23 protein-coding genes are annotated in these 24,616 nt (G+C 63.8%); 13 read left to right on the top strand and 10 right to left on the bottom strand.

Annotation, left to right across the window (positions count from 1 at the left end):
* Positions 1–469: 469 nt before the first annotated feature.
* Both ACZ9GA_RS15365 and ACZ9GA_RS15360 read left to right on the top strand, forming a co-directional pair.
* Positions 470–1,615 carry a glycoside hydrolase family 5 protein gene (locus ACZ9GA_RS15365; protein ID WP_457363717.1) on the top strand — a complete coding sequence of 382 codons (1,146 nt, stop codon included), beginning with the start codon at positions 470–472 and terminating at the stop codon, positions 1,613–1,615.
* 115 nt (positions 1,616–1,730) lie between these two features.
* Positions 1,731–2,750: a branched-chain amino acid aminotransferase gene (locus tag ACZ9GA_RS15360; protein WP_457361865.1), complete on the top strand. Its 1,020-nt coding sequence runs from the start codon at positions 1,731–1,733 to the stop codon at positions 2,748–2,750.
* Between the two features lie 122 nt (positions 2,751–2,872).
* Here ACZ9GA_RS15360 and ACZ9GA_RS15355 read toward each other — a convergent pair whose 3' ends face one another.
* Both ACZ9GA_RS15355 and ACZ9GA_RS15350 read right to left on the bottom strand, forming a co-directional pair.
* Entirely contained in the window at positions 2,873–3,877 is a 1,005-nt protein-coding gene (locus tag ACZ9GA_RS15355) for an aldo/keto reductase (protein ID WP_457361866.1), read from the bottom strand.
* A gap of 101 nt (positions 3,878–3,978) precedes the next feature.
* Positions 3,979–5,283 carry an MFS transporter gene (locus ACZ9GA_RS15350; protein WP_457361867.1) on the bottom strand — a complete coding sequence of 435 codons (1,305 nt, stop codon included), beginning with the start codon at positions 5,281–5,283 and terminating at the stop codon, positions 3,979–3,981.
* Between the two features lie 169 nt (positions 5,284–5,452).
* On the opposite strand from ACZ9GA_RS15350, the gene ACZ9GA_RS15345 reads away from it, so the two are divergent.
* Complete coding sequence (locus ACZ9GA_RS15345; RefSeq protein ID WP_457361868.1) at positions 5,453–6,559, top strand: sugar diacid recognition domain-containing protein; 1,107 nt, start codon at positions 5,453–5,455, stop codon at positions 6,557–6,559.
* A 94-nt stretch (positions 6,560–6,653) separates the two neighbouring features.
* Positions 6,654–7,790 carry a glycerate kinase gene (locus ACZ9GA_RS15340; RefSeq protein ID WP_457361869.1) on the top strand — a complete coding sequence of 379 codons (1,137 nt, stop codon included), beginning with the start codon at positions 6,654–6,656 and terminating at the stop codon, positions 7,788–7,790.
* A gap of 264 nt (positions 7,791–8,054) precedes the next feature.
* Here the strand turns inward: ACZ9GA_RS15340 and ACZ9GA_RS15335 are convergent, their stop codons facing one another.
* From ACZ9GA_RS15335 to ACZ9GA_RS15320, 4 genes are all read right to left on the bottom strand, one after another.
* Positions 8,055–9,251 carry a hypothetical protein gene (locus tag ACZ9GA_RS15335; protein ID WP_457361870.1) on the bottom strand — a complete coding sequence of 399 codons (1,197 nt, stop codon included), beginning with the start codon at positions 9,249–9,251 and terminating at the stop codon, positions 8,055–8,057.
* Positions 9,252–9,324: 73 nt separating this feature from the next.
* Positions 9,325–9,981 carry a DNA oxidative demethylase AlkB gene (alkB, locus tag ACZ9GA_RS15330; protein ID WP_457361871.1) on the bottom strand — a complete coding sequence of 219 codons (657 nt, stop codon included), beginning with the start codon at positions 9,979–9,981 and terminating at the stop codon, positions 9,325–9,327.
* A gap of 14 nt (positions 9,982–9,995) precedes the next feature.
* The gene (locus ACZ9GA_RS15325) at positions 9,996–10,157 is read right to left on the bottom strand and encodes a hypothetical protein (RefSeq protein WP_457361872.1); all 162 of its coding nucleotides are present in this window, start codon (positions 10,155–10,157) and stop codon (positions 9,996–9,998) included.
* A gap of 21 nt (positions 10,158–10,178) precedes the next feature.
* On the bottom strand, positions 10,179–10,481 hold the full coding sequence (locus ACZ9GA_RS15320; protein ID WP_027977603.1) for a DUF1883 domain-containing protein: 303 nt from the start codon (positions 10,479–10,481) through the stop codon (positions 10,179–10,181).
* Positions 10,482–10,635: 154 nt separating this feature from the next.
* On the opposite strand from ACZ9GA_RS15320, the gene ACZ9GA_RS15315 reads away from it, so the two are divergent.
* Positions 10,636–10,992, top strand: a complete 357-nt coding sequence (locus ACZ9GA_RS15315; protein ID WP_457361873.1) for a hypothetical protein — start codon at positions 10,636–10,638, stop codon at positions 10,990–10,992.
* A gap of 149 nt (positions 10,993–11,141) precedes the next feature.
* Here ACZ9GA_RS15315 and ACZ9GA_RS15310 read toward each other — a convergent pair whose 3' ends face one another.
* Complete coding sequence (locus ACZ9GA_RS15310; protein WP_457361874.1) at positions 11,142–11,423, bottom strand: hypothetical protein; 282 nt, start codon at positions 11,421–11,423, stop codon at positions 11,142–11,144.
* A 328-nt stretch (positions 11,424–11,751) separates the two neighbouring features.
* On the opposite strand from ACZ9GA_RS15310, the gene galU reads away from it, so the two are divergent.
* The 8 genes from galU to ahpF all read left to right on the top strand — a co-directional run bounded on the left by galU (position 11,752) and on the right by ahpF (position 21,929).
* Positions 11,752–12,591 (top strand): UTP--glucose-1-phosphate uridylyltransferase GalU, encoded by an 840-nt coding sequence (gene galU, locus ACZ9GA_RS15305; protein ID WP_457361875.1) that lies wholly within the window; start codon positions 11,752–11,754, stop codon positions 12,589–12,591.
* 464 nt (positions 12,592–13,055) lie between these two features.
* A complete protein-coding gene (gene gorA, locus ACZ9GA_RS15300) occupies positions 13,056–14,411 on the top strand; it encodes a glutathione-disulfide reductase (RefSeq protein ID WP_457361876.1) in 1,356 nt (451 codons plus the stop codon).
* A gap of 305 nt (positions 14,412–14,716) precedes the next feature.
* Entirely contained in the window at positions 14,717–15,253 is a 537-nt protein-coding gene (locus ACZ9GA_RS15295) for a fimbrial protein (protein WP_457361877.1), read from the top strand.
* A 64-nt stretch (positions 15,254–15,317) separates the two neighbouring features.
* Positions 15,318–16,037, top strand: a complete 720-nt coding sequence (locus ACZ9GA_RS15290; protein WP_457361878.1) for a fimbria/pilus periplasmic chaperone — start codon at positions 15,318–15,320, stop codon at positions 16,035–16,037.
* Positions 16,034–18,439 (top strand): fimbria/pilus outer membrane usher protein, encoded by a 2,406-nt coding sequence (locus ACZ9GA_RS15285; RefSeq protein WP_457361879.1) that lies wholly within the window; start codon positions 16,034–16,036, stop codon positions 18,437–18,439. The genes ACZ9GA_RS15290 and ACZ9GA_RS15285 overlap by 4 nt, the downstream gene beginning before the upstream one ends.
* Positions 18,439–19,428: a fimbrial protein gene (locus ACZ9GA_RS15280; RefSeq protein ID WP_457361880.1), complete on the top strand. Its 990-nt coding sequence runs from the start codon at positions 18,439–18,441 to the stop codon at positions 19,426–19,428. The genes ACZ9GA_RS15285 and ACZ9GA_RS15280 overlap by 1 nt, the downstream gene beginning before the upstream one ends.
* A 151-nt stretch (positions 19,429–19,579) precedes the next feature.
* Entirely contained in the window at positions 19,580–20,143 is a 564-nt protein-coding gene (ahpC, locus tag ACZ9GA_RS15275; protein ID WP_027977611.1) for an alkyl hydroperoxide reductase subunit C, read from the top strand.
* Positions 20,144–20,366: 223 nt separating this feature from the next.
* Complete coding sequence (ahpF, locus tag ACZ9GA_RS15270) at positions 20,367–21,929, top strand: alkyl hydroperoxide reductase subunit F (RefSeq protein WP_457361881.1); 1,563 nt, start codon at positions 20,367–20,369, stop codon at positions 21,927–21,929.
* A gap of 169 nt (positions 21,930–22,098) precedes the next feature.
* Here the strand turns inward: ahpF and gloA are convergent, their stop codons facing one another.
* From gloA to ACZ9GA_RS15255, 3 genes are all read right to left on the bottom strand, one after another.
* Positions 22,099–22,617 carry a lactoylglutathione lyase gene (gene gloA / locus ACZ9GA_RS15265; RefSeq protein WP_457361882.1) on the bottom strand — a complete coding sequence of 173 codons (519 nt, stop codon included), beginning with the start codon at positions 22,615–22,617 and terminating at the stop codon, positions 22,099–22,101.
* A 258-nt stretch (positions 22,618–22,875) separates the two neighbouring features.
* Complete coding sequence (locus ACZ9GA_RS15260) at positions 22,876–23,241, bottom strand: histone-like nucleoid-structuring protein, MvaT/MvaU family (RefSeq protein ID WP_457361883.1); 366 nt, start codon at positions 23,239–23,241, stop codon at positions 22,876–22,878.
* Between the two features lie 431 nt (positions 23,242–23,672).
* Positions 23,673–24,611: a carbohydrate kinase family protein gene (locus ACZ9GA_RS15255; RefSeq protein ID WP_457361884.1), complete on the bottom strand. Its 939-nt coding sequence runs from the start codon at positions 24,609–24,611 to the stop codon at positions 23,673–23,675.
* Positions 24,612–24,616: the final 5 nt, after the last annotated feature.

The raw sequence follows: 24,616 nt of genomic DNA, 5'->3' as shown, positions 1-24,616 counted from the left end.
GGGTCACTTTTTTCAGTCGAAAAAAAAGTAACCAAAAATTCTCGCCCCAGCTCGGCCCCTACGCTGCGCTTCGGGTCCCCTCCTTCCGGCGTCGCCCACGCGGCTAAACGGCACCCGCTATAGAAGCGGGCGGGCTGCCGTTTCCTTCGGCTGCGCCGAAGGGCCCTGCGGGCAGCCGCGTGGGCAACGCCTCCAGTCGGGCCTGAGCTTAACGGGGCCAAGATCAAGATCAAAAGCAACAGCAAAAGCAAAAGCAAAAGCAAAAGCAAAAGCAAGATCAAAAGCAAAAGCAAAAGCAAAAGCAAAATCAAAAGCCTCGGCAAAAGCAGGCGCTACCGCTGCTCTCGCACCTCACGCCCCAAACCAGCCACCCCTTGCCCCTTTTGATCGAGGTCCCCCCGTGAGGCACATCACCCTAACCGCAGCCCTGCTGGCCTGCGTCTCCCTGCCAGCACCCGCCGCCAACCTGATCGACTTCTGGAACACCCCCCGCCACGGCGGCAACAGCTTCAACCGCCTGCCCCCCACCCCCAGCTACTACCAGGCCCTGAACAACTACGGGGCCACCTGGGTGCGCCTGTCCTGGGACAAATGGCAACCCGCCCAACGCGACTTCCTGCTAGGCAACGCCGACCACTACCAGGGCCTGGACGACACCGACCTGCGCACCCTCATCCAAAACCTCGACCACGCCCACGCCGCCGGCCTGAAAGTGGTCATTACGCCCCTGTCCCTGCCCGGCATGCGCTGGTCGCAGAACAACAACGACCAGTTCGACGACCGCCTCTGGCAGGACAAAGCCTGGTGGACCCAGTCGGCCAGTTACTGGCGCGACCTGGCCCGCGCCCTCAAGGACCATCCCGCCGTGGCGGCCTACAACCTGATCAACGAACCCGCCCCGGAAAAACACGGCGGCCTGCCCGAACACGCCGATGCCCAGGCCATGCAGGCCTGGTACGCCAAACACCGCGGCACACCCCGCGACCTGCCAGCCCTGTACGAGCACCTGGTGGCCGCCGTGCGCGAGGTCGACCCGCACACGCCCATCATGCTGGACGCCGGCTGGTACGCCGCAGCCGACAGCTTCAGCTACTGGCCCACCGCGCTGAGCGATTCGCGGCTGCTGTACAGCGTGCACATGTACGAACCCTACGAGGCCACCAGCGCCCCCAACATCAAGCGCGCCAAGCCCCATGGCTATCCAGGCCCGGTGCCGTTCGCCGGGCAGACGCAAACCTGGGGTGCCCAGCGGGTTGCCGATTATTTGCACAAGCCCCTGGCCTGGGCCGAGCGGGCAGGGGTGCCGCCAGCGCGCCTGGTGGTGGGGGAGTTTGGTTGCATGCGGCAACTGCCCGGCTGTCGCCAGTACCTGGAGGATGTGCTGACCGTATTGGACAAGGCGCAGCTGCACTGGGCGTTCTACAGCTTCCGCGAAGACAGCTGGGACGGCATGGACTACGAACTGGGCAGTGCCAAGGTGCCGTGGCGTTACTGGCAGGCCATCGACAAGGGCGAACCTGACCCGCTGCCGCGCCAGCCCACGCCTGAATTCGAACCGATACTGCGACGCCTGGCCGCAGAGCTATTGTCCGGCGCAGAGCCTTCGCGCAGCTAATTGCAGCCCCAGGGGCGCCAACCGGCCAAGACGCGCTTGCCGCAGGCCAGCTGGCGCCGTATCTTTGTCGCCTGATCAACGAATTGCATCCTTGCGATCATCTGTAGAGGGCATCATGAGCGGCGCTGGCATAAATTGGGACAACCTGGGTTTCGATTACATCAAGACAGATTTGCGCTTTCTGTCGGTCTGGCGCGACGGCGCCTGGCAGGAAGGCACGCTGACCGAGGACAATGTCCTGCACATCGCTGAAGGCTCGACAGCGATTCACTACGGCCAGCAATGCTTCGAGGGCCTGAAGGCCTACCGCTGCAAGGACGGTTCGATCAACCTGTTCCGCCCTGACCAGAATGCCGCGCGCATGCAGCGCAGCTGCTCGCGCCTGCTGATGCCGCACGTGCCGACCGAGATGTTCATCGAGGCCTGCAAGCAGGTGGTGCGCGCCAACGAGAAGTTCATTCCGCCCTACGGCACCGGCGGCGCGCTGTACCTGCGTCCGTTCGTGATCGGCGTGGGTGACAACATCGGCGTGCGCACCGCGCCCGAGTTCATCTTCTCGGTATTCGCCGTGCCGGTGGGCGCCTACTTCAAGGGTGGCCTCAAGCCGCACAACTTCTCCATCTCCACCTACGACCGCGCCGCCCCACAAGGCACCGGTGCCGCCAAGGTGGGTGGCAACTACGCTGCCAGCCTGCTGCCGGGCGCCGATGCCAAGAAGCACAACTTCGCCGACTGCATCTACCTGGACCCGCTGACCCACTCCAAGATCGAAGAGGTGGGCTCGGCCAACTTCTTCGCCATCACCGAGAACAACGAGTTCGTCACGCCTAAATCGCCCTCGGTACTGCCAGGCATCACCCGCCTGTCGCTGATGGAATTGGCTGAAACCCGTCTGGGCCTGAAAGTGGTGGAAGGCGACGTGTTCGTCGACCAGCTGGACCAGTTCAAGGAAGCCGGCGCCTGTGGCACCGCTGCCGTGATCTCGCCGATTGGCGGCATCCAGCACAACGACAAGCTGCACGTGTTCCACAGCCTGGAAAGCGTGGGCCCGGTGACTGTCAAGCTCTACAACGAGCTGACCGGCATCCAGTTCGGCGACGTCGAAGCGCCAGCCGGCTGGATCGTCAAGGCCTGATGCCCTGGCAGTAACCCCCTGTGGGACCGGGCGAAGCTCGGGAACCCGGCGACGCGGATAACCTGATCCACCGCGCTGCCGGCTTCCCGAGCTTCGCCCGGTCCCACAACAGAGGGTGGGGTTTACACCACCCGGCCGCTGACGAAATGCCCCGGGTCGTTGTACCCCGGTGTCGACGGATGCCCCGGCGTCACCAGCCCATCGATGAACGCTTCATCCTCCGCTGTGATCTTCACCTCCAGCGCGCCGCTGTAGGTATCCCACTGCGCCTCTGTGCGCGGGCCGACAATGGCCGAACTCACCACCTGATTGTTCAACACCCAGGCGATGGCAAACTCGACGATGCCCACGCCCTTGGCGGCCGTGTACGCCTGAATCTGGCGGGCGATGTGCAGGGACTCGTCGCGCCATTCGGTTTCCAGAATGCGCTTGTCCTGGCGCGCGGCCCGGCTGCCGGCCTCGGGGGCTGCGCCTGGGGTGTACTTGCCGCTGAGCACGCCACGGGCCAGCGGGCTGAAGGGCACCACGCCCAGGCCGTGGTAGGCGGCCGCGGTGAGTTGTTCGGTTTCCACCTGGCGGTTGACGATGTTGTACAGCGGCTGGCTGGCCACCGGTTTGTCCACGCCCAGGCGCTGGGCCACGTTGACGATTTCGGCCAGGCGCCAGCCACGGAAGTTGGACACGCCCCAATGCCGGATCTTGCCTTGGCGCAGCAGGTCGCCGATGGCGCTGACGGTCACTTCCAGCGGGGTGTTGAGGTCATCGCGGTGCAGGTAGTACAGGTCGATGTAATCGGTGCCCAGGCGGGTCAGGCTGGCTTCCACGCCGTTGAAGATATGCTTGCGGCTCAGGCCGCTGCGGTTGGGCACGCCGTCGGCGGGGCCGAAGCCCACCTTGGTGGCCAGAATCCAGTCCTGGCGGTTGCGGGCGATGGCCTCACCGACGATCTCCTCGCTGCGCCCGCCGTTGTACACGTCAGCGGTGTCGATGAAGTTGATGCCCTGGTCCCAGGCCTTGTCGATGATGTGCAAGGCCTCTTCGGTGGGCGTCTGCTCACCGAACATCATGCTGCCCAGGGTCAGGGCGGAGACTTTCAGGCCACTGTGGCCCAGTGCGCGGTAGATCATCGGTGACATCCCTTTGCGGTAGTGTTCAGCAAAGGTACTGCACGCTGCCACATGGCGCACCTAAAACGTGACCTGTAGCCGCTGCTGCCAGGCTGCAGGGGTCAGCGTTTGCTGGCGACTTTGTAGGCCACGGCGCTACCCACCACGATCAGCCCCGCCAGCGCATACAGCGCCGCATCGGTCGACCCGGTCTGGTCCTTGATGAACCCGACAATGTAGGGGCTGAGGAACCCGGCCATCTGCCCCACCGAGTTGATGATCGCCAGCCCACCCGCCGCCACGCCCGCGCTGAGAAACGCCGTAGGCAAGGGCCAGAACATTGGCAGCCCCGTCAGCGCGCCCATGGTGGCGATGCTCAAACCGAGGATGGCGATGGCCGGGGTGGCAGCGAAGTTGACCGCGATCACCAAGCCAATGGCGCCCATCAGCATCGGCACCACCAGGTGCCAGCGACGCTCGTTGCGCAGGTCCGCCGAGCGGCCCACCAGCAGCATGAAGATTCCGGCCAGCAGGTACGGAATCGCGCTCAGCCACCCAATCACCAGCGCATCGCTGAAGCCCAGGTTCTTGATGATCGACGGCAGCCAGAAGTTGATGGCGTACACGCCGCTCTGGATGCAGAAGTAGATGAAGCCCAGCACCCAGATCAGCGGCGTGGCGAATACCGCACCGATCGATTCGTGGGTGTGTGCAGGCTTGTTGCGCGCATCGTCGGCCAGGTCCGCTTCGACCACGGCGCGTTGCTCGGCCGTCAGCCAGGTGGCCTTGGCAAAGCTGTCGCTGAGCAGGAAGTAGGCCAGCGCACCCAGCACCATGGTCGGGATGCCCTGGATCAGGAACATCCACTGCCAGGCAGCCAGGCCCTGCTGGCCTACGGCGAAGTGGTTGAGAATCCAGCCGGAGAACGGGCTGCCCAACAGGCCCGAGACCGGGATGGCGGACATGAACAGCGCCATGATGCGGCCACGGCGGGCATCGGGGAACCACTGCGAGAGGTACAGCACGATACCGGGGAAGAACCCGGCTTCGGCGGCGCCGGTGAACAGGCGCAGCGTGTAGAACTCCATGGGCGTGGTGACGAACAGCAGGCACGTGGACAACCCGCCCCAGGCCAGCATCATCAGCGCGATCCAGCGCCGCGGGCCGAAGCGGGTCAGCGCCAGGTTGCTGGGCAGGCCGCACAGCACGTAGCCGATGAAGAAGATGCCGGCGCCCAGGCCGTACACGGTTTCGCTGAACTTCAGGGCGTCGAGCATCTGCAACTTGGCAAAGCCGACGTTGACGCGGTCCAGGTAGTTGAACAGGTAGCAGATGAAAATGAAGGGGATCAGCCGCAGGGTGATGCGCCGGTACACAGCGTCCCTGACGCCGTGGGTGCCGTGGTCAAGGGCGGTGGTTGTAGACATGGGTATCTCTCTGTTTTTTATGTTATTTGCGGCTATCTTGAGCCACGCTTGAGTGTCAGCGACGGGGCAGAGGCTGTCTTTGTGCGTTTGCACAGCGACGCAGTCGCAAAGCTGTGCGACTCTACAGAAGGCCGACGCGATTGGCCCGTTTACCAGGAAGAGTGACCCTATGTTTGAACTCGATCATGACCTTGCCCAAGACATCGTCGACCGCGCGATGGCCATCCTGCCGTGCAACGTCAACGTCATGGACAGCCAGGGGCTGATCCTGGGCAGTGGCGAGCCGGAGCGCATCAATACCCGCCATGAAGGCGCCCAACTGGTGCTGGCCAATGGGCGGGTGGTGGAGCTCGATGCCCAGGCGGCGCAGTGCCTGAAGGGCGTGCAGCCGGGGGTCAACCTGCCGTTGATGCTCGATGGCCGACTGATCGGCGTGCTCGGCCTGACCGGTGAGCCCTCGCAGTTGCGCACCTTCGCCGAGCTGGTGCGCATGACCGCCGAGATGCTGCTGGGCCAGCGCCGCCTGCAGGTGGAGCAGCATTGGCGCCGTCAGCGCAGTGATGATCTGTTGGCGCTGCTGTTGGGGGGCAGCGATGATTCCCCGCGTCTGCTTGATGAAGCACGGCAGATGGGGCTCAAGCCACAGTTGTCGCGTACCCCGTGCCTGTTCGAACTCAAGGCGGGGCAAAGCACCGAGGCGCTGGCGACGTGGCTGCAGGGGCGTTACCCGGACAGCTGGTGTGTCAGCCCGGCGGCGGGTTCGCTGTTGTGGTGCCGGCCGGCGGGCAGCAGCTTTGATGAAGTACGCCTGCTGGACAAGCTGGAGGCGCAAGGCTGGCCGGTGCAGCGCGTAGCCCTGGGCGAGGCGGCGGACGATCTGGCGGGCCTGCGCCGTGGCTACCGCTGGGTGCGTGACCTGCTGGCCTACGGTCGCGACATCGTCCCGGGCGTACGCTGCCTGACGCTGGCGCGCTACCGCTTGCCGGCCATGCTGTGGCGCCATCGCAGTGACGACAGCCTGGACGAGTGGCTGGGGCCGTTGCACAAGGTCATCGCCAAGGACGGCAACGGCCAACTGCTGACCACCCTGCGCGCCTGGTGCGAGCACGATGGGCAAAGCCAGGCCTGCGCCGACGCCCTGGGCATCCACCGCAACAGCCTGCGCTACCGCATGGAGCGCATCGCCGAGCTGAGCGGCATCGACCCCAACCGCCTGGAGGGCATGTTGACGCTTTACCTGGGCGTGCACCTGCTGCCCGAGCCTTTGTCGAAATGAACAACAAAACCATCGGCGCGCTTGTGCAGGGGCCCGGCGCAGGCGCGGCGGGCAACTGGCAGCATGGGTGGTACAAGAAACCGGAGTAGCCTGCATGAAAATCGTCATCGCCCCCGACTCGTTCAAGGACAGCCTGAGTGCTGCCGGTGTCGCCGCCGCCATCGCCGAAGGCCTGGCCCAGGCACTGCCTGATGCACACTTGGTGCAATGCCCCATGGCCGATGGCGGCGAGGGCACCATGGAAGCCATCCTGGCCGCCTGCGACGGTGAACTGCGCAGCCTGAGCGTGGAAGGCCCGCTGGGCACGCCCGTGCAGGCGCGCTGGGGCTGGCTGGCCGACAGCGCCACGGCGATCATCGAAATGGCCGAGGCCAGCGGCCTGCAATTGGTGCCGGTGGACCAGCGTGACGCCTGCACCAGCAGCACCTACGGCACCGGCGAGCTGATCGGGGCGGCGCTGGATGCGGGTGCGCAGCGGGTGATCCTGGCCATCGGTGGCAGCGCCACCAACGATGCCGGCACCGGCATGCTGCGGGCGCTGGGCCTGCAGGTGCTGGGGGCGGATGAGCAGCCGCTGGCCAAGGGTGGGTTGGCGCTGGCCCAGCTGGCGCACTTGTCGGTGGACGGCCTGGACCCGCGTCTGGCCCAGGTGCGCTTCGAGGTCGCCGCTGACGTCGACAATCCCCTTTGCGGTCCGCACGGGGCGTCTCATGTATTCGGTCCACAGAAGGGCGCAAGCCCCGAGCAAGTGTTGCAACTGGACGCCGCCTTGGGCCATTTCGCTGAGCACAGCGCGCAGGTGCTGGGCCAGGACCTGAGCGAGTCGCCGGGCGCCGGTGCGGCTGGCGGCATGGGGTTCGCGGCCAAGGCGTTCCTGGGCGCCACCTTCCGTCCGGGCGTAGACGTGGTGGCCGAGCTTGTCGGCCTGGACAAGGCGGTGGCCGGCGCCGATCTGGTGATCACCGGGGAAGGGCGCTTCGACGCCCAGACCCTGCGCGGCAAGACGCCCTTTGGCGTGGCCCGCGTGGCGCAGGCGCACAACGTGCCGGTGCTGGTGATCGCCGGCACCCTGGGTGAAGGTTACGAGCAGATGTACGCCCATGGCGTCACGGCGGCCTTTGCCGTTACCAGTGGCCCCATGACCCTGGACCACGCCTGCCGTCACGCAGCACCCTTGCTGCGCGATCGCGCCCGCGACATCGCCCGGGTGTGGGCGTTGCACAACCTGTAGCAGCGGCCGCCAGGCCGCGTCACGGACGCCGCGTACTGGCTGACACACCGCGCCGCTTGTGACGCAGCCTCCGGCAGCTGCTACAGAGGCGCGGCGTACACTCTGGGACATTCTAGGGTGCTGGGCACCCTGTGGGAGCGGGTTCTACCCGCGAAAAGAACACCGCGAAGCATCTGAAGCACCATGGCGTCCTGTTCGCGGGCAGAGCCCGCTCCCACAGTGTGTAGCTCCACAAGACAGTTGTTGCTACAAAGGCCGTTTGCTTCAATCACGCTCGCGCATGAAAAAACCCGCCACGTACTTGCGGAAGGTGTCCAGGCTCTTGAAATCGGCCAGGCGCTTGAAGGTATCGCTGCTGGGCTCCGGCCCCAGCGGTTGGTTCATCAGCGACACCGACAGCACCCGGTCCAGGTCCGAGCTCAGCACCAGCTCATCCATCACGTCGCCACCAATCACCGGCCGGCGCATCACCACGTTGACGCCCTTGCTGGCCATCCAGTCGATCAGCCCCACCAGCATTTTCAACGGCTCGCGCTCTTCCTCGCGCAGCACCGGGAACAGGTGCCCCTTGGACAGCACCGGCACGGTGGCCACGTGGATCATTTCGTAGTACTGACTGCCTGCCGTGGTCGGTGAATACAGCGCCAGCGCCAGCAGTGGCCCGCTGCTGCGCGCGCCGCCCCACAGCCAGTGATAGCCCTGGAAGTCGAAGCCGTTTTCGCTGCGGCCGTTGAACACCTTGCGCGTGCGCACCTCGTCCACGCAGTCCAGCAACAGCCCGTAGCGACGCTGGTTGCCGAACGCGGTGGAGTCCTTGAGTCGCGCCTTGAGCATCATCATGTGCTTAATGTCGATGCGCGTTTCCAGGTAGTTGCTGGCCGGCACCCGCTCGATCAGCGGGTAGCGGGTGGCCACGCCGCGCAATTCGGCGAATTGCCGGGTCAGGTCTTTTTTTAGGTGCGTGGCGTAGACGTTCAGGCCCGAGGCCTCGATCAGGGTCACCAGCAGCGACAGCAGGCGGTGCTGCTCCTTACGGGTGCTGGCGCCGCCAGCGCCGGTGCCCTCGTGGCCGGTGGCAGCGGGGCGGAACTCGCCGATCAGCCGCAGTGGCACATCCGGTGCCAGCCAGGCGGCGGGCGGTTCATCCTGCTCGCTGGCGCTGCCCGGCTCGCGTTCATCCTTGATGAAGGGGCACGCGGGCGCATGGTCTGCCGTGCCCGGGTTGTTCTTCAAAAACAGCGTGCCGGTGCTGCTGTTGAGGGTCACGTTCATCACTGGCATAGCGTCGGTGCGGCAGTCGCAGGCCAGCCACTGGCCCTGGCCGCGCACTTTCATCAACCACTGGTTGGCCTGCAGCAAGCGGTGGCCGTCGAGGCTGCCTTGCACGAAACCTTCGACCAGCACCTGTTCGGCGGGGGTGAGCGTGCGCACCAGTGCGCCGTTCTTTTCAATGATACGCATGACGGGTCAGACAGGTCCCTGGCCATACATGGCCGCTGCTCGTTGATTTCCAGGCAGTGTACCCCAGGATGTATCAGCCAGCCTTGCGCAGGGTGAAATTGATGCGCTGCGCGCCCATCACCGGGTGCGTGCCTTCCTTGAGCGGCAGCACGCCGTGGAAACGCAGCCGGTCGACGCCGCCCCAGACCATCACATCACCGTGCAGCAAGGGCACCCGCAGGGGGCGATCGCTGCGTTGCAGCCCGCCCATCTGGAACATCGCCGGCAGGCCCAGGGACACCGAGACGATCGGCGCGTCGTAATCGCGCTCGTTGCGGTCCTGGTGCAGCGACATGCGCGCGCCGGGCACATAACGGTTGACCAGGCAGGCATCGGGGATGAAGTCGGTGAACCCGGCCAGGGCGGCGGCTTCGGTGGCCAGGCGGCGGAAGGCTGCCGGCAAGGCTGGCCAGGGCTGGCCGGTGCGCGGGTCCAGCGGGGTGTAGCGATAGCCATGGGCATCGGTGGTCCAGCCCAGCGCGCCACAGTTGCTCAGCGCCACCGACATGGTTTGCCCGCCCGGTGTCACCATGCGCCTGAAGGGCGCGGCCTTGAGCACGGCGCGCAAGGGCGGCAACAGTTCGTCGATGAAGGGCAGGGCGAAGGCGCGCAGCACGAAGGTCTGCGGGCCGATCTGCTCGACCCGCGGCGGCTGGTGCAGGGCCGCCTCGTCGAACAGGTCCAGGCTCATGACACGGCGGCGCCTTACAGCGCCTTGCTGATGCGGATGTCGGTGATCGGCTCGTCGCTGTCACCGTGGATGGCGGCCAACGCTGCCTGGGCCTCTTCCAGCGAGCCGGTCTCCAGGTGGGCAAAGTCCCACCGGCGCTCACCGTTGATCTTGTAGTGGATGACGTACTTGGTCACGAAAGTTACCTGCGAAAGGGATCAGCTGAACTTGGACGCCGAGCGGCGCACGATCTTGATCTTGTGGGTGAACGCCTTGCGGTGCGCGCCCATGGCCAGCTTGGCGCCGGTGGTGTCGATGGTGATGTTCCAGAAACCGGTGCTGGGGGCAGTGATCTTGGCCGGGAAGGTGTCGAACTGACCGCCGTGATAGGTGTGACGCCCGCCGTTCTTGAAGCTGCGGAAGTTGGCGTCGCTCATCAGGCGGATGTTGCAGCGCTGGGAACACTCGATGACGACCAGGTCGTCTTCGTTGAGGTGCTCGCGCTGGTGTACGAATTTCATGTAAATCTCCGGGATGCATCTTTTGGCAAACCAAAACGATACCATGGCAGGCTGCGCGTTGCCGTGTTTCATGCGTCAGCCAGGAAAATTTGCGACCGGGTGGAGCAAAATGCCACTTGTGCGGTCACACAGTCTTTTGCAAGGGAGTTCGTTTATGAAATGGGCGTGGGTGGCGGTGATGGCGTTGCTGGGCGGATGTGCCAGTGTCTCGGACATCGAGAAAAGCCCGGAAACCATGGGCGTGATCTCCGGCAAGTCGCCCAAGGCGTTCAGCGAGTGCGTGGTCAAGCACCTGGCCGACACGCGCAAGCCTTCCACCGTGGAGCCCTGGCGCGAAGGCTATCGGGTGATCGTGCCGCAGAAGCTGTCGTCCAGCCCGGCGGCGATCATCGATATCGACAAGCGTTCCAACGACGGCAGCAGCATCAAGCTGCATGAGCGCATCTCCAACGTACCGATTCGTCCTCACGACGTGCAGCGCGCCGTAACGGCGTGCATCTCCGGGGAGTAACCCCGACTCACTGCAGCGCCTTTGGCAACAACTGCCTCTGTGGGAGTGGGCTCTGCCCACGAAAAGAACACTGCATGACGCCAGGTGTTACGCGGCGTTCTTTTCGCGGGTAGAACCCGCTCCCACCTCTGTCGCTGCCGAACACTGCGTCATTTGCACAAAATCGTAAGGTTGCGGCTGGCATAGTTGCCCAGATCGGCGCCCAGGGTCTTGTCGCTGTCCTTGGGCGCCGGCGTGCCCGCAGTGCCGACGATGTCGTAGCGCCCGCTGGTGCAGGCATCGGCTGCTTTCTGGTAACAGGCGTCCCAGTTGGCGGCGGCGCCCGAGCAGTCGATGCTCAGGCCCTGCTTGCCGTTTTTCAGAATGGTGGGCGTGGCCGACGCGCACCCACCCAGGGCCAGGACCGCGAAAAGTGCCAGGAATCTGCTCATCGAATGTTTCATCATCACAAAAATGTGGAAGGGCGGCGGCCGCTACGGCGGCCATCCTGCCGGGCGCAGGGGGCGCCAACGGGGGACGTCTGATGCTATACAAGGCGCCACGTGGCGCATAGCCCCATCGTGAAATTCTGCCTTGCGTCCGGCCCGATTGCTGCTAAAACCAGTACGGTGGGGTAAATTTGTGTCAGGTATGGAACTATATCCGTGCACTTTTCTCTATTTCAGCACTGGTCGGCCAGGGGCGGGGGCATTGTAAGCAAGCCGCCGCCTGATTAGACTGCGCCGAATCTCGTAAGCACAGCCCTTTGTAAGGACTCATATGATCAAGAAATGCTTGTTCCCAGCAGCCGGTTACGGCACTCGCTTCCTGCCAGCGACCAAAGCCATGCCCAAGGAAATGCTGCCGGTGGTCAACAAGCCACTGATCCAATACGGTGTCGAAGAAGCATTGGAAGCCGGTCTGAACCAGATTTCCATCGTGACCGGCCGCGGCAAGCGCGCCCTGGAAGACCACTTCGACATCAGCTATGAGCTGGAAAACCAGATCAAGGGCACCGACAAGGAAAAGTACCTGGTCGGTATCCGCAAACTGCTGGACGAGTGCACCTTCTCGTATACCCGCCAGACCGAAATGAAAGGCCTGGGCCACGCCATCCTCACCGGCCGCCCGCTGATCGGCGACGAACCCTTCGCCGTGGTACTGGCGGACGACCTGTGCGTGAACCTGGACGGCGACGGCGTACTGGCCCAGATGGTCAAGCTGTACAACCAGTTCCGTTGCTCGATCGTGGCCATCCAGGAAGTTGATCCTTCGGAAACCAACAAGTACGGCATTATCTCCGGCGAAATGATTCGCGACGATATCTATCGCGTCAACAGCATGGTCGAGAAGCCAAAGCCTGAAGATGCACCGTCGACTCTGGCCATCATCGGCCGCTACATCCTGACCCCGGACATCTTCGACCTGATCGAACAGACCGAGCCAGGCAAGGGCGGCGAAATCCAGATCACCGACGCCCTGATGAAACAGGCCCAGGCCGGTTGCGTACTGGCGTACAAGTTCAAGGGCCAGCGTTTCGACTGCGGCGGCGCTGAAGGCTACATCGACGCCACCAACTTCTGCTTCGAGAACTTCTACAAGACTGGCAAGGCGTTCTAAAGCCTGCTGATGCATCCAGCGCCGCGGCCCACAAAGCCGCGGCGTTTTTGTTTATGTCGCCCACAAATCCCGCGCCGAACAACCAGAGCGGACCAGGTGATGCCACAGGCATAACTGGCCCGAAACAAACTGTAGGAGCGGCGGGGCGGCCCTCCGCCTGTGGCCGGGAAGCGCCGCGCGGGCGGCGCGCGATCTCATGAACGCCTCAATAATCCCGGCAAGCCCCTCCAACAAACGCCGCCGATCCTGCAGCGGCTGCCGCCAGGGACAAGATCGTGGTGGATTACAGAGGTGCATGTCTGGCGGTTTTCAGGGTTCTTGAGATCGCGCGCCGCCCGCGCGGCGCTTCCCGAGCTTCGCTCGGTCCCACATCTGTTTCGGGCCAGTTTTGTCTGTGCCATTACCTGGGCCGCCTTGTTTGTTCGGCTTGAGGTAGTATTAACCCCTGCCAAGGAGACCTAGCAATGGCCCACGATTTTGATCTTTTTGTAATAGGCGCCGGTTCCGGCGGTGTTCGCGCAGCGCGCTTTGCCGCAGGCTTTGGCGCCAAGGTGGCCGTGGCCGAGAGCCGCTACCTGGGGGGCACCTGCGTCAACGTCGGCTGCGTGCCGAAAAAACTGCTGGTGTACGGCGCCCATTTCGCCGACGACTTCGAGCAAGCCCAAGGCTTTGGCTGGACCCTGGGGGAGGCCGACTTCAACTGGCAGACCCTGATCGCCAACAAGAACCGCGAAATCCAGCGCCTGAACGGCATTTACCGCAACCTGCTGGTCAACAGCGGCGTGACCCTGCTCGAAGGCCATGCACGTATCGTCGATGCGCACCACGTGGAAGTCGACGGCCAGCGTTTCAGCACCGAGCGCATTCTGATCGCCACCGGCGGCTGGCCGCAGATCCCGGACTTCCCGGGCCGCGAACACGCCATCACCTCCAACGAGGCGTTCTTCCTGCCGCAGTTGCCCAAGCGCGTGCTGGTGGTGGGCGGCGGTTATATCGCCGTGGAGTTCGCCGGTATTTTCCACGGCCTGGGCGCGGACACTACGCTGCTGTACCGCAAGGATCTGTTCCTGCGTGGCTTCGACCGCTCGGTGCGTGAACACCTGAGCGAGGAGCTGACCAAACGTGGTCTCAACCTGCAGTTCAACAGCGATATCCAGCGCATCGACAAGCACGCCGATGGCAGCCTGTCGGCCACCCTCAAGGACGGCCGCGTGCTGGAGGCCGATTGCATCTTCTACGCCACGGGCCGCCGCCCGATGCTGGACAACCTGGGCCTGGAAAACGTCTCGGTCAAGCTCGACGACAAAGGCTTCATCGCCGTGGACGAGCAGTTCCAGACCAGCGAGCCGTCGATCCTGGCGCTGGGTGATGTGATCGGTCGCGTACAGCTCACGCCGGTGGCCCTGGCCGAAGGCATGGCGGTGGCGCGTCGACTGTTCAAGCCTGAGCAATACCGTCCCGTGGACTACGCGCACATCCCGACGGCGGTGTTCAGCCTGCCCAACATCGGCACCGTGGGCCTGACCGAGGAGCAGGCCCGCGAGCAGGGCCATGAGGTCACGGTGTTTGAAAGCCGTTTCCGGCCGATGAAACTGACCCTCACCGAATGCCAGGAACGCACCCTGATGAAGCTGGTGGTTGATGCCCGCACGGATCGTGTCCTGGGTTGCCATATGGTGGGCCCGGACGCTGGGGAAATCGTTCAGGGGTTGGCGGTGGCCTTGAAGGCGGGTGCTACCAAGCAGGTGTTTGATGAAACCATCGGGGTGCACCCAACGGCCGCCGAGGAGTTTGTGACAATGCGGTCACCGGTCAAATAATTACGTATTAAGATGTACTAGCTGTTATTTCCAACAGGTGCGGTGGGATCCGTTCAAGGGTATCCCGCCGTCATCCATTATTGCCGATACTCTTCTGGTTACAACTGCAAAATCAAGGCGTTAACGCCTTCTTTCATTGGCTTTGACCTGTTTTCCTATCTCGCCGTTCACTGCGTCCTACACGCTGGGCAAATTCGTCCGACGTTTCATTTGAGTGGACCAATTACATACTTTTGGTCGCGCACTTCTGCGCCCGGCAGCGACTGACCGTTGCCATCACACTCAACTGGACGAGGACCTCTTCCATGAACATCAAACACGCCGCGCTGATTTCCGGCATCTGTGCCTTCCTGACCTTGCCGACGGCCATGGCGGCCGACGGCCAGATCGACTTCAAAGGGGAAATCACTGGCACCACCTGCAACATCAACGGCGGTAATCCTGACTTCGACGTGCTGATGCCGCCCGTAGGTGTCCAGGCATTGTCGCAGGCCGGCCAAACTGCAGGCCGCACGCCGTTTACCATCCAGCTCACCGACTGCCTTCCCGAAACCGGGGATGTGATGACTTACTTCGAGCCAGGGCCTACCGTGAACCCGCTCACCGGCCGCTTGACGGTCGATGGCGGCCAGGGCCAGGTGCGCAACCTTGAAGTGGGCCTGCTCAATGACACCCATCAGCCGATGGATGTCAGCAAAGGGTTAGGCAGCCAGAACTCGCAAGTGGTTGCACTGGTCGGTGGCGCGGCAGACCTGAACTACTTCGCCGAATACGTGGCCACCGGCACGGTGAGTCCCGGCAAGGTCAACACCCGCATCCTGTACTCCATCGCGTACCCGTAATTGCCTCGCGTGGCCTGCCATCAGGCAGGCCACGCGTTGCCTGTGTCTGAATGGAAAACCATCCATGTTCAAGTGTTTTTCTGCCCTGCTCGCAGCACTGCTGCTGGCAGCGCCTGCCCATGCCAGTGTGGTGATCGGCGGTACACGGGTGATCTACCCCGCCCAAGCCCCCGAAGTCACCGTGCAACTGCTCAACCGCGATCCGCAGCCTGCATTGCTGCAAGTGTGGATTGATGACGGGGATGCGCAGGCCGACCCCAATACCCTCAAAGTACCCTTCATTGTCAGCCCGGTGATGGTGCGCATCGAGGCCGAGAAGGGCCAGGCCCTGCGTGTCATGCACACCGGCGAGTCGATGCCGGCCGACCGTGAAAGCCTGTTTTGGCTCAATGTATTGCAAGTGCCGCCGCGGGCGGACGCGGCGGGCAACAGCCTGCAGATGGCCATCCGCACGCGCATCAAACTGTTGTATCGGCCCCAGGGCCTAGCGGGGCAGGCCAGTGAAGCGCCTGCGACCGTGATATGGAGCACCGGCCGCAGCGACGGCCAGTGGTTTGTGCAGGCTCGCAACCCCGGGCCTTATTTTGTCAACCTGGGCGCCGTGCGCCTGCTTGCCGGTGGGCGGCAGCTGGAAGCGGGCGCAGGCCATGTACCGCCCTTCGGGCAGGCGCGCTTCCCCATCAACGATGCGCCCGGTCAGGATGCCGCCGCCCGCGTCAACTTCATCGCCCTGGACGACTATGGCGCAGGCCGCCCTGGCGAGGCGCAGGTGGCCGTGCCGTGAGCTGTTTCAACAAGGCGATGACAGGCACGCTGGCCGGCGCCTGGCTACAGGCTGCCACGGCGGTGGAGGCGCCCATTGAGTTCGAATCGCGTTTCCTGCGCCCAGGCCAGGCGGGGGAGGTTGATGTGCGTGCGTTCGCCTTGCCCAGCCAGGTGCTGCCGGGCGACTACTGGTTGCAGGTGCAGGTGAATGGGCAATCGCGCGGGCGCTTGCTGGTCACCTATCAACACGCCGATCAGGCGGGCAAGGTCATCGCCTGCTTTGATCGTGCTTTGCTGCAACGCCTGGGCGTGGCGGTCGACAGGCTGTTGGCCGCAGGCCCCGGGTGCCAGGGCATCAGCCAATGGATGCCGGAAGCGGCCGAGCACCTGGACTTTGCCGAACAGCGGCTGGCCCTGGACATTCCCCAGGCCTGGCTTGCGCGTACGGCGCGCGACCAGGTGGATGCCGACCTGTGGGACGCGGGTGTGAACGCTGCCTTCAGTGGCTACGACCTGGCGCTGTTCAACGTGGCCAGTGATCTGGACACCACGCGCACCCGCGCCTATGCAGGCTTCGCCAACGGCGCCAACCTGGGCGCCTGGCAATGGCGTCAGCAGGGCAACCTGTCCAGTGACGGCGGCTACCAGACCCTCAGCCATTATCTGCAACGCGAGGTGGCGCCTTGGGGCGCGCAGTTACGTCTGGGCCAGCTCGGCACCCCGGGTGATCTGCTCGAAGCGGTGCAGATGCGTGGGGTGCACGTGTTCAGCGATGATCGCATGCTGCCCGCCTCGCAACGCGGCTTCGCCCCGGTGGTGCGTGGCGTGGCGCGGGGCAATGCGCGGGTTGCGGTGCGCCAGGGTGCGCGCTTGCTGCGCGAAGTGGTGGTGCCCCCCGGGCCGTACGTGATTGACGATCTCTATGCCGCCAGCCTGGGCGGTGACCTGCAGGTGACCGTCAGCGAAGCCGACGGCAGTGAACAGCACTACACCGTCACCAATGCTGCCGCACCGCTGGCGTTGCGCGCGGGGCAGTCGCGCTTCGGCCTGGCGGCCGGGCAGTTGCATGACCGGCAGTTGCCGGACCGTCCCGGTTTCGTTCAAGGCACCTGGCAGCATGGCCTCAATGACACCGTCACGGCCTATGGCGGCGGTACGTTGGCGGCCGATTATCGTCAGCTGATGCTGGGTGCGGCGCTCAATACCGCCGTGGGTGCGGTGGGCCTGGACCTGTCCCGTGGCGGCGAAGGTGGGCGCTGGCGCTTGTCCTATGGCACCTTGTTGGCCGACAGCGACACGCGCCTGAGCCTGAGCTATCAACAGGCCACGGGCATTGGCTATCGCTCGTTGCACGATGCCTACCGGGAAACGAACCTGCCGCACCTGGACACCTGGCGTGAACGATCGCGTGGCAGCATCAGCCTTAGTCAACCGCTGGGCACTGGCTGGGGGCAGCTCAACGCCAGTGCCTGGCAGGCGTCTGGCTGGGGCCAGGACGATCGGCGCCAGGGCTACTCGCTCAACTACTCTCACCACTACGGTGCCTTGGGCTATGGGCTCAGCGCCACCCGCGAGCGTGACCGCCAGGGGCTTGAGCAGACACAGTGGCTGCTCAACCTCACGTTACCGCTGGGCGGGCGTCGCGGCAGCCTGACGGGCGCCATGCTGCACAGCGACCAGGGTAGTCAGTTGCAAGCCGGTTATCGCAATGGCACCGAGCGGCTGGATTACGGGGTCAGCGCCGCCGTTGCCGATCGCTCCAGGCGGGTCAACGCCTACGCCGGCTGGCGCGAGCCCTTCGGGCATTTCAATGCCTCGGTGGGGCAGGGCGACCATAGTCGGCAGCTATCGACCAGCGCCCGCGGGGCGGTAGTCGCCCACCCGGGCGGCGTGACCTGGGCGCCGCCGCTGGGGGAGACCTTTGCCGTGGTGCAGGTGCCCGACGCGGCCGGGGCGCGCGTGACTCATGGCGCCCCGGTGCAGGTCAATCGGCAAGGCCATGCCATTGTCCCCAACCTGTCGCCCTACCAGCTCAATCGCATCGATATCGACCCGCACGGCTTGCCACTGCATGTGGAGCTGGCCACCAACAGCCAGCAAGTGGTGCCCCGTGCCGGTGCCGTGCCGCTACTGCGTTACCCCACCCGCTCGGGGCGCACCGCGCTGATCGAACTGCGCTTGCCGGACGACGGCGTCTTGCCCTTTGGTGCCCGGGTCATGGGGCCGGAGGGGCAGCCGCTGGGCGTGGTGGGGCAAGCCAGCCGGGTGCTTGCCCGGGGGCTTCAGCCCCAGGGGCAGTTGCACGTGCAATGGGGCGAGCAGGGCGAGCTGCACTGCACCGCCCACTACGCGTTATCTGAAACCGGCACTGCGTTGCATACCCTGCAGGCCGTATGCCTGCCCTCACCCGGAGAACCCTGATGAACCTCGCCACATCCCTGAGCCTGTGCTGCCTGATGCTGCTAGCCGGGCCTGCCCAGGCAGCCTGCCGGTTTTATGACGGCCTGGGGCCGGCTATCACCCAGGCGCGCCTGGACAGCCGCATCGTGGTCTCCACCCTGGCCTTGCCGGGCGAGCCGCTGTACACCCGAACCTTCACCGGCCCGTCCACTGCGCTCGAATGCACCCAGCCGGATGTGCTCGACCTGGGCTGGACGGCAGACCCGGGCGCGGCGTCCGGTCAGGATGGCGTCTACGCCACCAACCTGAGCGGCGTGGGGCTGCGCATCAGCGAGCAGACGCCTCAGCAGACCCTGTACTGGCCGCGCCGTCGCACCCCCTTGCCGGTTGGCCATTACACCCCCGTGGCTTCTTACATCGTTGAGTTGATCAAGACCGGCCCGCTGCAAGAGGGGCGTCTGCAACTGCCGACGGACGCCGCGTCGCGCCGTTACGGCGGGGTGCAGGCGACCGAGTTGCGGTTCGCCAACGATGTCCAGATTGTGCTCAACAAACCGACCTGCAGTGTGGCGCCGGGCAGTCATCAGGTCACGGTCGAGCTGGGCAAGCCCAGTGTGCGCGATTTTCATGGCCCCGGCAGCGGGACAGCGCTGCAGGATTTCAGCCTGCATCTGACCTGCCACAGCGGCGCAGGCGGGGACCCCTTGTTCGTCTGGGTCACGCTCAGCGACGCCACCCAGCCGGGTAACCGCAGCACCGTGCTGAGCTTGCGCAACGACGCCACGGCGCGTGGCATCGGCGTGCAGGTGCTGCGCAGCAACGGCGACGCGGTGCGTTTTGGCGCCGATTCCAACCAGGTAGGCAACCCCGGCCAATGGCTGGCCGGCACCGTCACGCATGGAGAGGCGAGCTTTGAGGTGCCCCTGCAGGCCCGCTACATCCAGACGCAAACCCACGTGCTACCGGGCACGGCGGGGGCACTGGCCACATTCACGTTCGCCTACAACTGATCTTGAAGCATTTCTTCTATATATTAGGCGCCCTGATAGGCAGAATTAATCATGCACATCAGCTTTGCCAATGAGCGCTCACGTGCTCACTTGGCTAGGATGAGCCCTACAAAGTTTTCACCCCTTTCGACAAACCCATGGAGAGTTACCGATGCCGATCATCAACAGCCAAGTCAAACCTTTTAAAGCCCAGGCTTACCACGGCGGCAAGTTCGTTGAAGTCACCGAAGCCGACCTGAAAGGCAAATGGTCTGTCGTATTCTTCTACCCAGCCGACTTCACCTTCGTCTGCCCAACCGAACTGGGCGACCTGGCTGACAACTACGCTCAATTCAAAGACCTGGGCGTCGAGATCTACGGCGTGTCGACCGACACCCACTTCACCCACAAAGCCTGGCACGACACCTCGGAAACCATCGCCAAGATCCAGTACCCACTGATCGGCGACCCGACCCACGTGATCTCCCGCAACTTCGACGTGCTGATCGAAGAAGCTGGCATCGCTGACCGTGGCACCTTCGTGATCAACCCTGAAGGCCAGATCAAAATCGTTGAACTGAACGACGGTGGCGTAGGCCGTGACGCTTCCGAGCTGCTGCGCAAGGTCAAGGCTGCTCAATACGTAGCTGCCCACCCAGGCGAAGTCTGCCCAGCCAAGTGGAAAGAAGGCGAGGCTACCCTGGCTCCATCGCTGGACCTGGTCGGCAAGATCTAAGACCTCATGTCGATGATCACCTGGCGTTTTGGGTTGTGGGAGCGGGCTCTGCCCGCGAAAGCCACGCCGCGCAGTGTCAGTGATACCGAGGTGTCGGCTTCGCGGGTAGAACCCGCTCCCACGGCTGTCCATCTCGCCACGTAATACATCATCGCCCTGAAAGCGCCCGGGCGAATTCGCCCGGGCGTTGTTTTTTATACGTATCGAAAATGGAATCGCCCGCATGTTGGACGCCAATCTTAAAGCCCAGTTGAAGTCGTACCTGGAACGGGTCACCCAACCGATCGAGATCGTCGCCTCCCTCGATGACGGCGCGAAGTCCCAGGAATTGCTCAACCTGCTGCGTGACATCCAGACCCTGTCGGACAAAATCACGCTGCTGGACAACGGGAACGATCAACGCAAGCCATCGTTCTCCATCAATCGCCCTGGCGCGGATATCAGCCTGCGTTTCGCCGGTATCCCCATGGGCCACGAATTCACCTCGCTGGTGCTGGCCCTGCTGCAAGTCGGTGGCCACCCTTCGAAAGCGAGCACCGAGGTGATCGAACAGATCATCGGGCTCAAGGGTGAATTCACTTTCGAGACTTACTTCTCGCTGTCGTGCCAGAACTGCCCGGACGTGGTGCAGGCGCTGAACCTGATGGCTGTGCTCAACCCCAACGTGCGCCACGTGGCCATCGACGGTGCGCTGTTCCAGGCTGAAGTCGACGCCCGCCAGGTGATGGCCGTGCCGAGTGTGTACCTCAATGGCCAGGTGTTCGGCCAGGGCCGCATGGGCCTTGAGGAGATCCTCGCCAAGATCGACACCAGCGCTGGCGACAAGGCCGCCGAGAAGCTCAACGCCAAAGAGGCGTTCGACGTACTGGTAGTTGGCGGTGGCCCGGCCGGTTCGGCGGCGGCAATCTACGCGGCCCGTAAAGGCATCCGTACCGGTGTGGCAGCCGAGCGTTTTGGCGGCCAGGTGCTGGACACCATGGCCATCGAGAACTTCATCTCGGTGCAGCACACTGAAGGCCCGAAACTGGCCACGGCGCTGGAAGAACACGTCAAGCAATACGATGTGGACATCATGAACCTGCAGCGCGCCGAAGCCCTGATTCCTGGCAAGGACGGGCAACTGCACGAAGTGCGTTTCGCCAGCGGTGCGAGCCTGAAGGCCAAGACCGTGATCCTGGCCACCGGTGCGCGCTGGCGCGAAATGAACGTGCCCGGCGAGCAGGAGTACCGCAACCGTGGCGTGGCCTACTGCCCGCACTGCGACGGCCCGCTGTTCAAGGGCAAGCGCGTGGCGGTGATTGGCGGCGGCAACTCGGGCGTGGAAGCGGCCATTGACCTGGCCGGTATCGTGTCCCACGTCACCCTGCTGGAGTTCGACAGCCAACTGCGTGCCGACGCCGTGCTGCAACGCAAGCTGCACAGCCTGCCCAATGTCACCGTGATCACCAGCGCGCTGACCACCGAAGTGACCGGTGATGGCCAGAAGGTCAACGGCCTGCGCTATAAGGATCGTCAGACCAGCGAAGTGCACAACGTGGAGCTTGAAGGCATCTTCGTGCAGATCGGCCTGCTGCCCAACACCGATTGGCTCAAGGGCACCATCGAGCTGTCGCCACGTGGCGAGATCATGGTCGATGCCCGTGGCGAAACCGACCTGCCGGGCATCTTTGCCGCAGGCGACGTGACCACGGTGCCGTTCAAGCAGATCGTCATTGCCTTGGGCGAGGGCGCCAAGGCCTCGCTGGCGGCGTTCGACCACCTGATCCGCACCTCTGCACCGGCCTGATTGCACCGGCCACAAAAAAGCCCGCTGGCGCAAAAGGCCAGCGGGCTTTTTTATGCCCGAACCTGCGTAGCCGCTGCCGAAGGCTGCGCTGGCCCTGTGCCCCGCTGAAAAGCTCCAGGGTTCACACCGGCCAGCGCAGCCTGGCGGCAGCGGCTACAGGTAGGGGCGATCAGAAGTTAGGCTGGATGATCTCGACCCAGTACGCATCCGGGTCCTTGATGAAGGCGATGTTCTGCATGCGGCCATCGGTCAGGCGCTTCTGGAAGTCCACGCCCAGCGCTTCGAAACGCTCGCACGCCGCCTTGATATCCGGCACCGACACGCAGATGTGGCCGAAGCCGCGTGGGTCGGTGTTGCCGTTGTGGTAGGCGAAGTCGGCGTCGTTTTCAGTGCCGTGGTTGTGGGTCAGTTCCAGGATGCCTGGCATGGACTTCATCCAGGTATGACGCTGGGCATCATCGGCCGGGATAACAGCCTTGTCGACCAGGGCCAGGAAGTACAGGCTGAACTGGGCTTCGGGGAAGTCGCGCTTTTCAACCAGGCTGAAACCCAGTACGCGGGTATAGAAGTCCAGTGACTTCTCAATGTTCTTCACCCGCAGCATGGTGTGGTTGAAGACGAACTTGGCAGTGGCGGCGTCCGGTTGTGCGGTGACGCCGGGGAAGGTATTGAGATCGTGCAGGCTCATGGGAACTCCATAACAGGCAATATAGTTCGGCACCGCGTTGGACGCGCAATGCCACAGGGGATTCAAGAGTTCTTGTAAGACCTGCCATGATACGCAACTACAGCCACCAGGCCAAATGCCCTGGGCCGCCAATGCCAAATCGCAGGCAATAAGAAGCCCGCCGAAGCGGGCATTGGGGCGCTAGTCCATTAGCAGATTCCATCCTGAAAGATCAGGTGTGAAAATCCTGTGAAAAAAAATGCCCGCGCCTACCTTTGATCAGCCACGCAGCCAGCTGTCCACGGTGGCCGCGCCGTATTGCAGCTTCCAGGCCTTGAGGCCGCGGTGGTTGCCGCCCTTGGTTTCGATCAGCTCGCCGGTGTGCGGGTTCTCGTAGACTTTCAGTACCCGCGGCCGGCGCGTCTGGCGCGGGGTGTGCACGGCCAGGCGCGGCACGCCATGGCTGGGGTCCAGGATGGCGATGACGTCACGCAGGCCCTTGCCGTACTGTTTCATCAGCTCCTGCAATTTATGCTCGAATTCGATCTCCTTTTTCAAACCGGCATCGTTCTTCAGCGACTCCAGCTGGGCCAGCTGTTGCTGAAGGGCTTTCTCTGCGGCGCGAAATTCGGCGAGTCTGGACAATGTCGTTCTCCAATCATGTATTCATTATCTACCCGGCCACGACAGAACGTCACGGCCTGGGCAGTGGCAGCGCGTGGCTGGCTTTCAATATCGCGGAACACTACTTCGATGGCCTTGCGATAAGGGAGAATAGTGGCAGTTATTGCTTTAGTAAATGCACGGAGTGAATGTTTTACCCCGGACGTGCTAGTTGGTGGCGCGCCACTCACTGGGGCGGGGTGTCATTTTGGTGCGTTATGTAGGACGTCAAGTTTGGCAATTTCCGATAAGTATGTAAGAACTTTCCTGCGGTTTAAGAAGTTTCTGCCAAAGTATTAATCAGTTGGTTCAACTTTGTATTAGCGGCTGTTTCGCTACAGCCCTTGAATTACGGGGCTTTGCGACGCAAAGGGCGGGGAACGGGCAGGGGGCGGGCGCCCCCTGCGACAGGCTCAGGGTAGCTGGCGGCGATACGGCAGGTCGGGGCCGACTTTGGCGCACGTCAGCGCGGCGGCGGCCGTGGCAAAATTCAGCAACTGGCCCAGGTGTTCAGGGCTCAGACTGGCCAGGCCTGCCGGTGAATCCAGGTCTTGTTCGTGCAACCAGGTCAGCAAGGCGGCCTGGAAGGTGTCGCCAGCGCCCACGGTATCGGCCATGTCCACGGCCTGGGCGGGCACATGCAATTGGCCATGCTGGCGACTGTAGACACTGGCGCCTTCGCCGCCGCGGGTGACGAACACCAGCTGGCATCGCTCATTGAGCCAAGGCCCCACCACCTCGGCCACGGGCTGGCCGGGGTAGAGCAGCGCCAGGTCTTCGTCACTGACCTTGATCAGGTGCGCAAGGCTTGCGAACTCACCGATACGGCGTCGCCACAAGCCGATGTCCGGCGCCGGGTTGAGGCGCACATTGGGGTCCAGGCTGATCAGGCGCCGGTCATGCTCACGGCGCGCCAACGCCAGCAAGGTAGCCCCCACCGGCTCCACCACCAGCGAAAACGAACCGAAATGCAGGCCGTGTACCGCGTCGTCCAGCACCGGCAGGTGCGCCAGGGTCAGCAAGCGGTCGGCGCAGCCTTGCCCGCGAAAGCTGTACTGCGGCGTGCCGTCGGCGCCCACGGCCACCATGGCCAGGGTGGTCGGGGCATCGAAGTCGTGCAAATACTGGTCGCTCACGCTTTCGCCGGTCAGCACCGTGCGCAGGCGTTGGCCCAGGAAGTCCTCGGATACCCCGGCCAGCAACGCCGCCGGCACTCCCAGCCTGGCCAGGCCCACCGCCACGTTGAAGGGCGAGCCACCGGCCACCGCTTCATAGCCCAGGCGCGAGGCCTGGGCGAAACGCCCCGGCTCGCAGAAAAAGTCGAACAACGCTTCGCCACAGACCAGATACATGATGA

The sequence above is a fragment of the Pseudomonas sp. TE3644 genome, from assembly GCF_056278815.1.
Note: the sequence above shows the minus strand (reverse complement) of the source record. Positions and strands in the feature narration are given on the sequence as shown.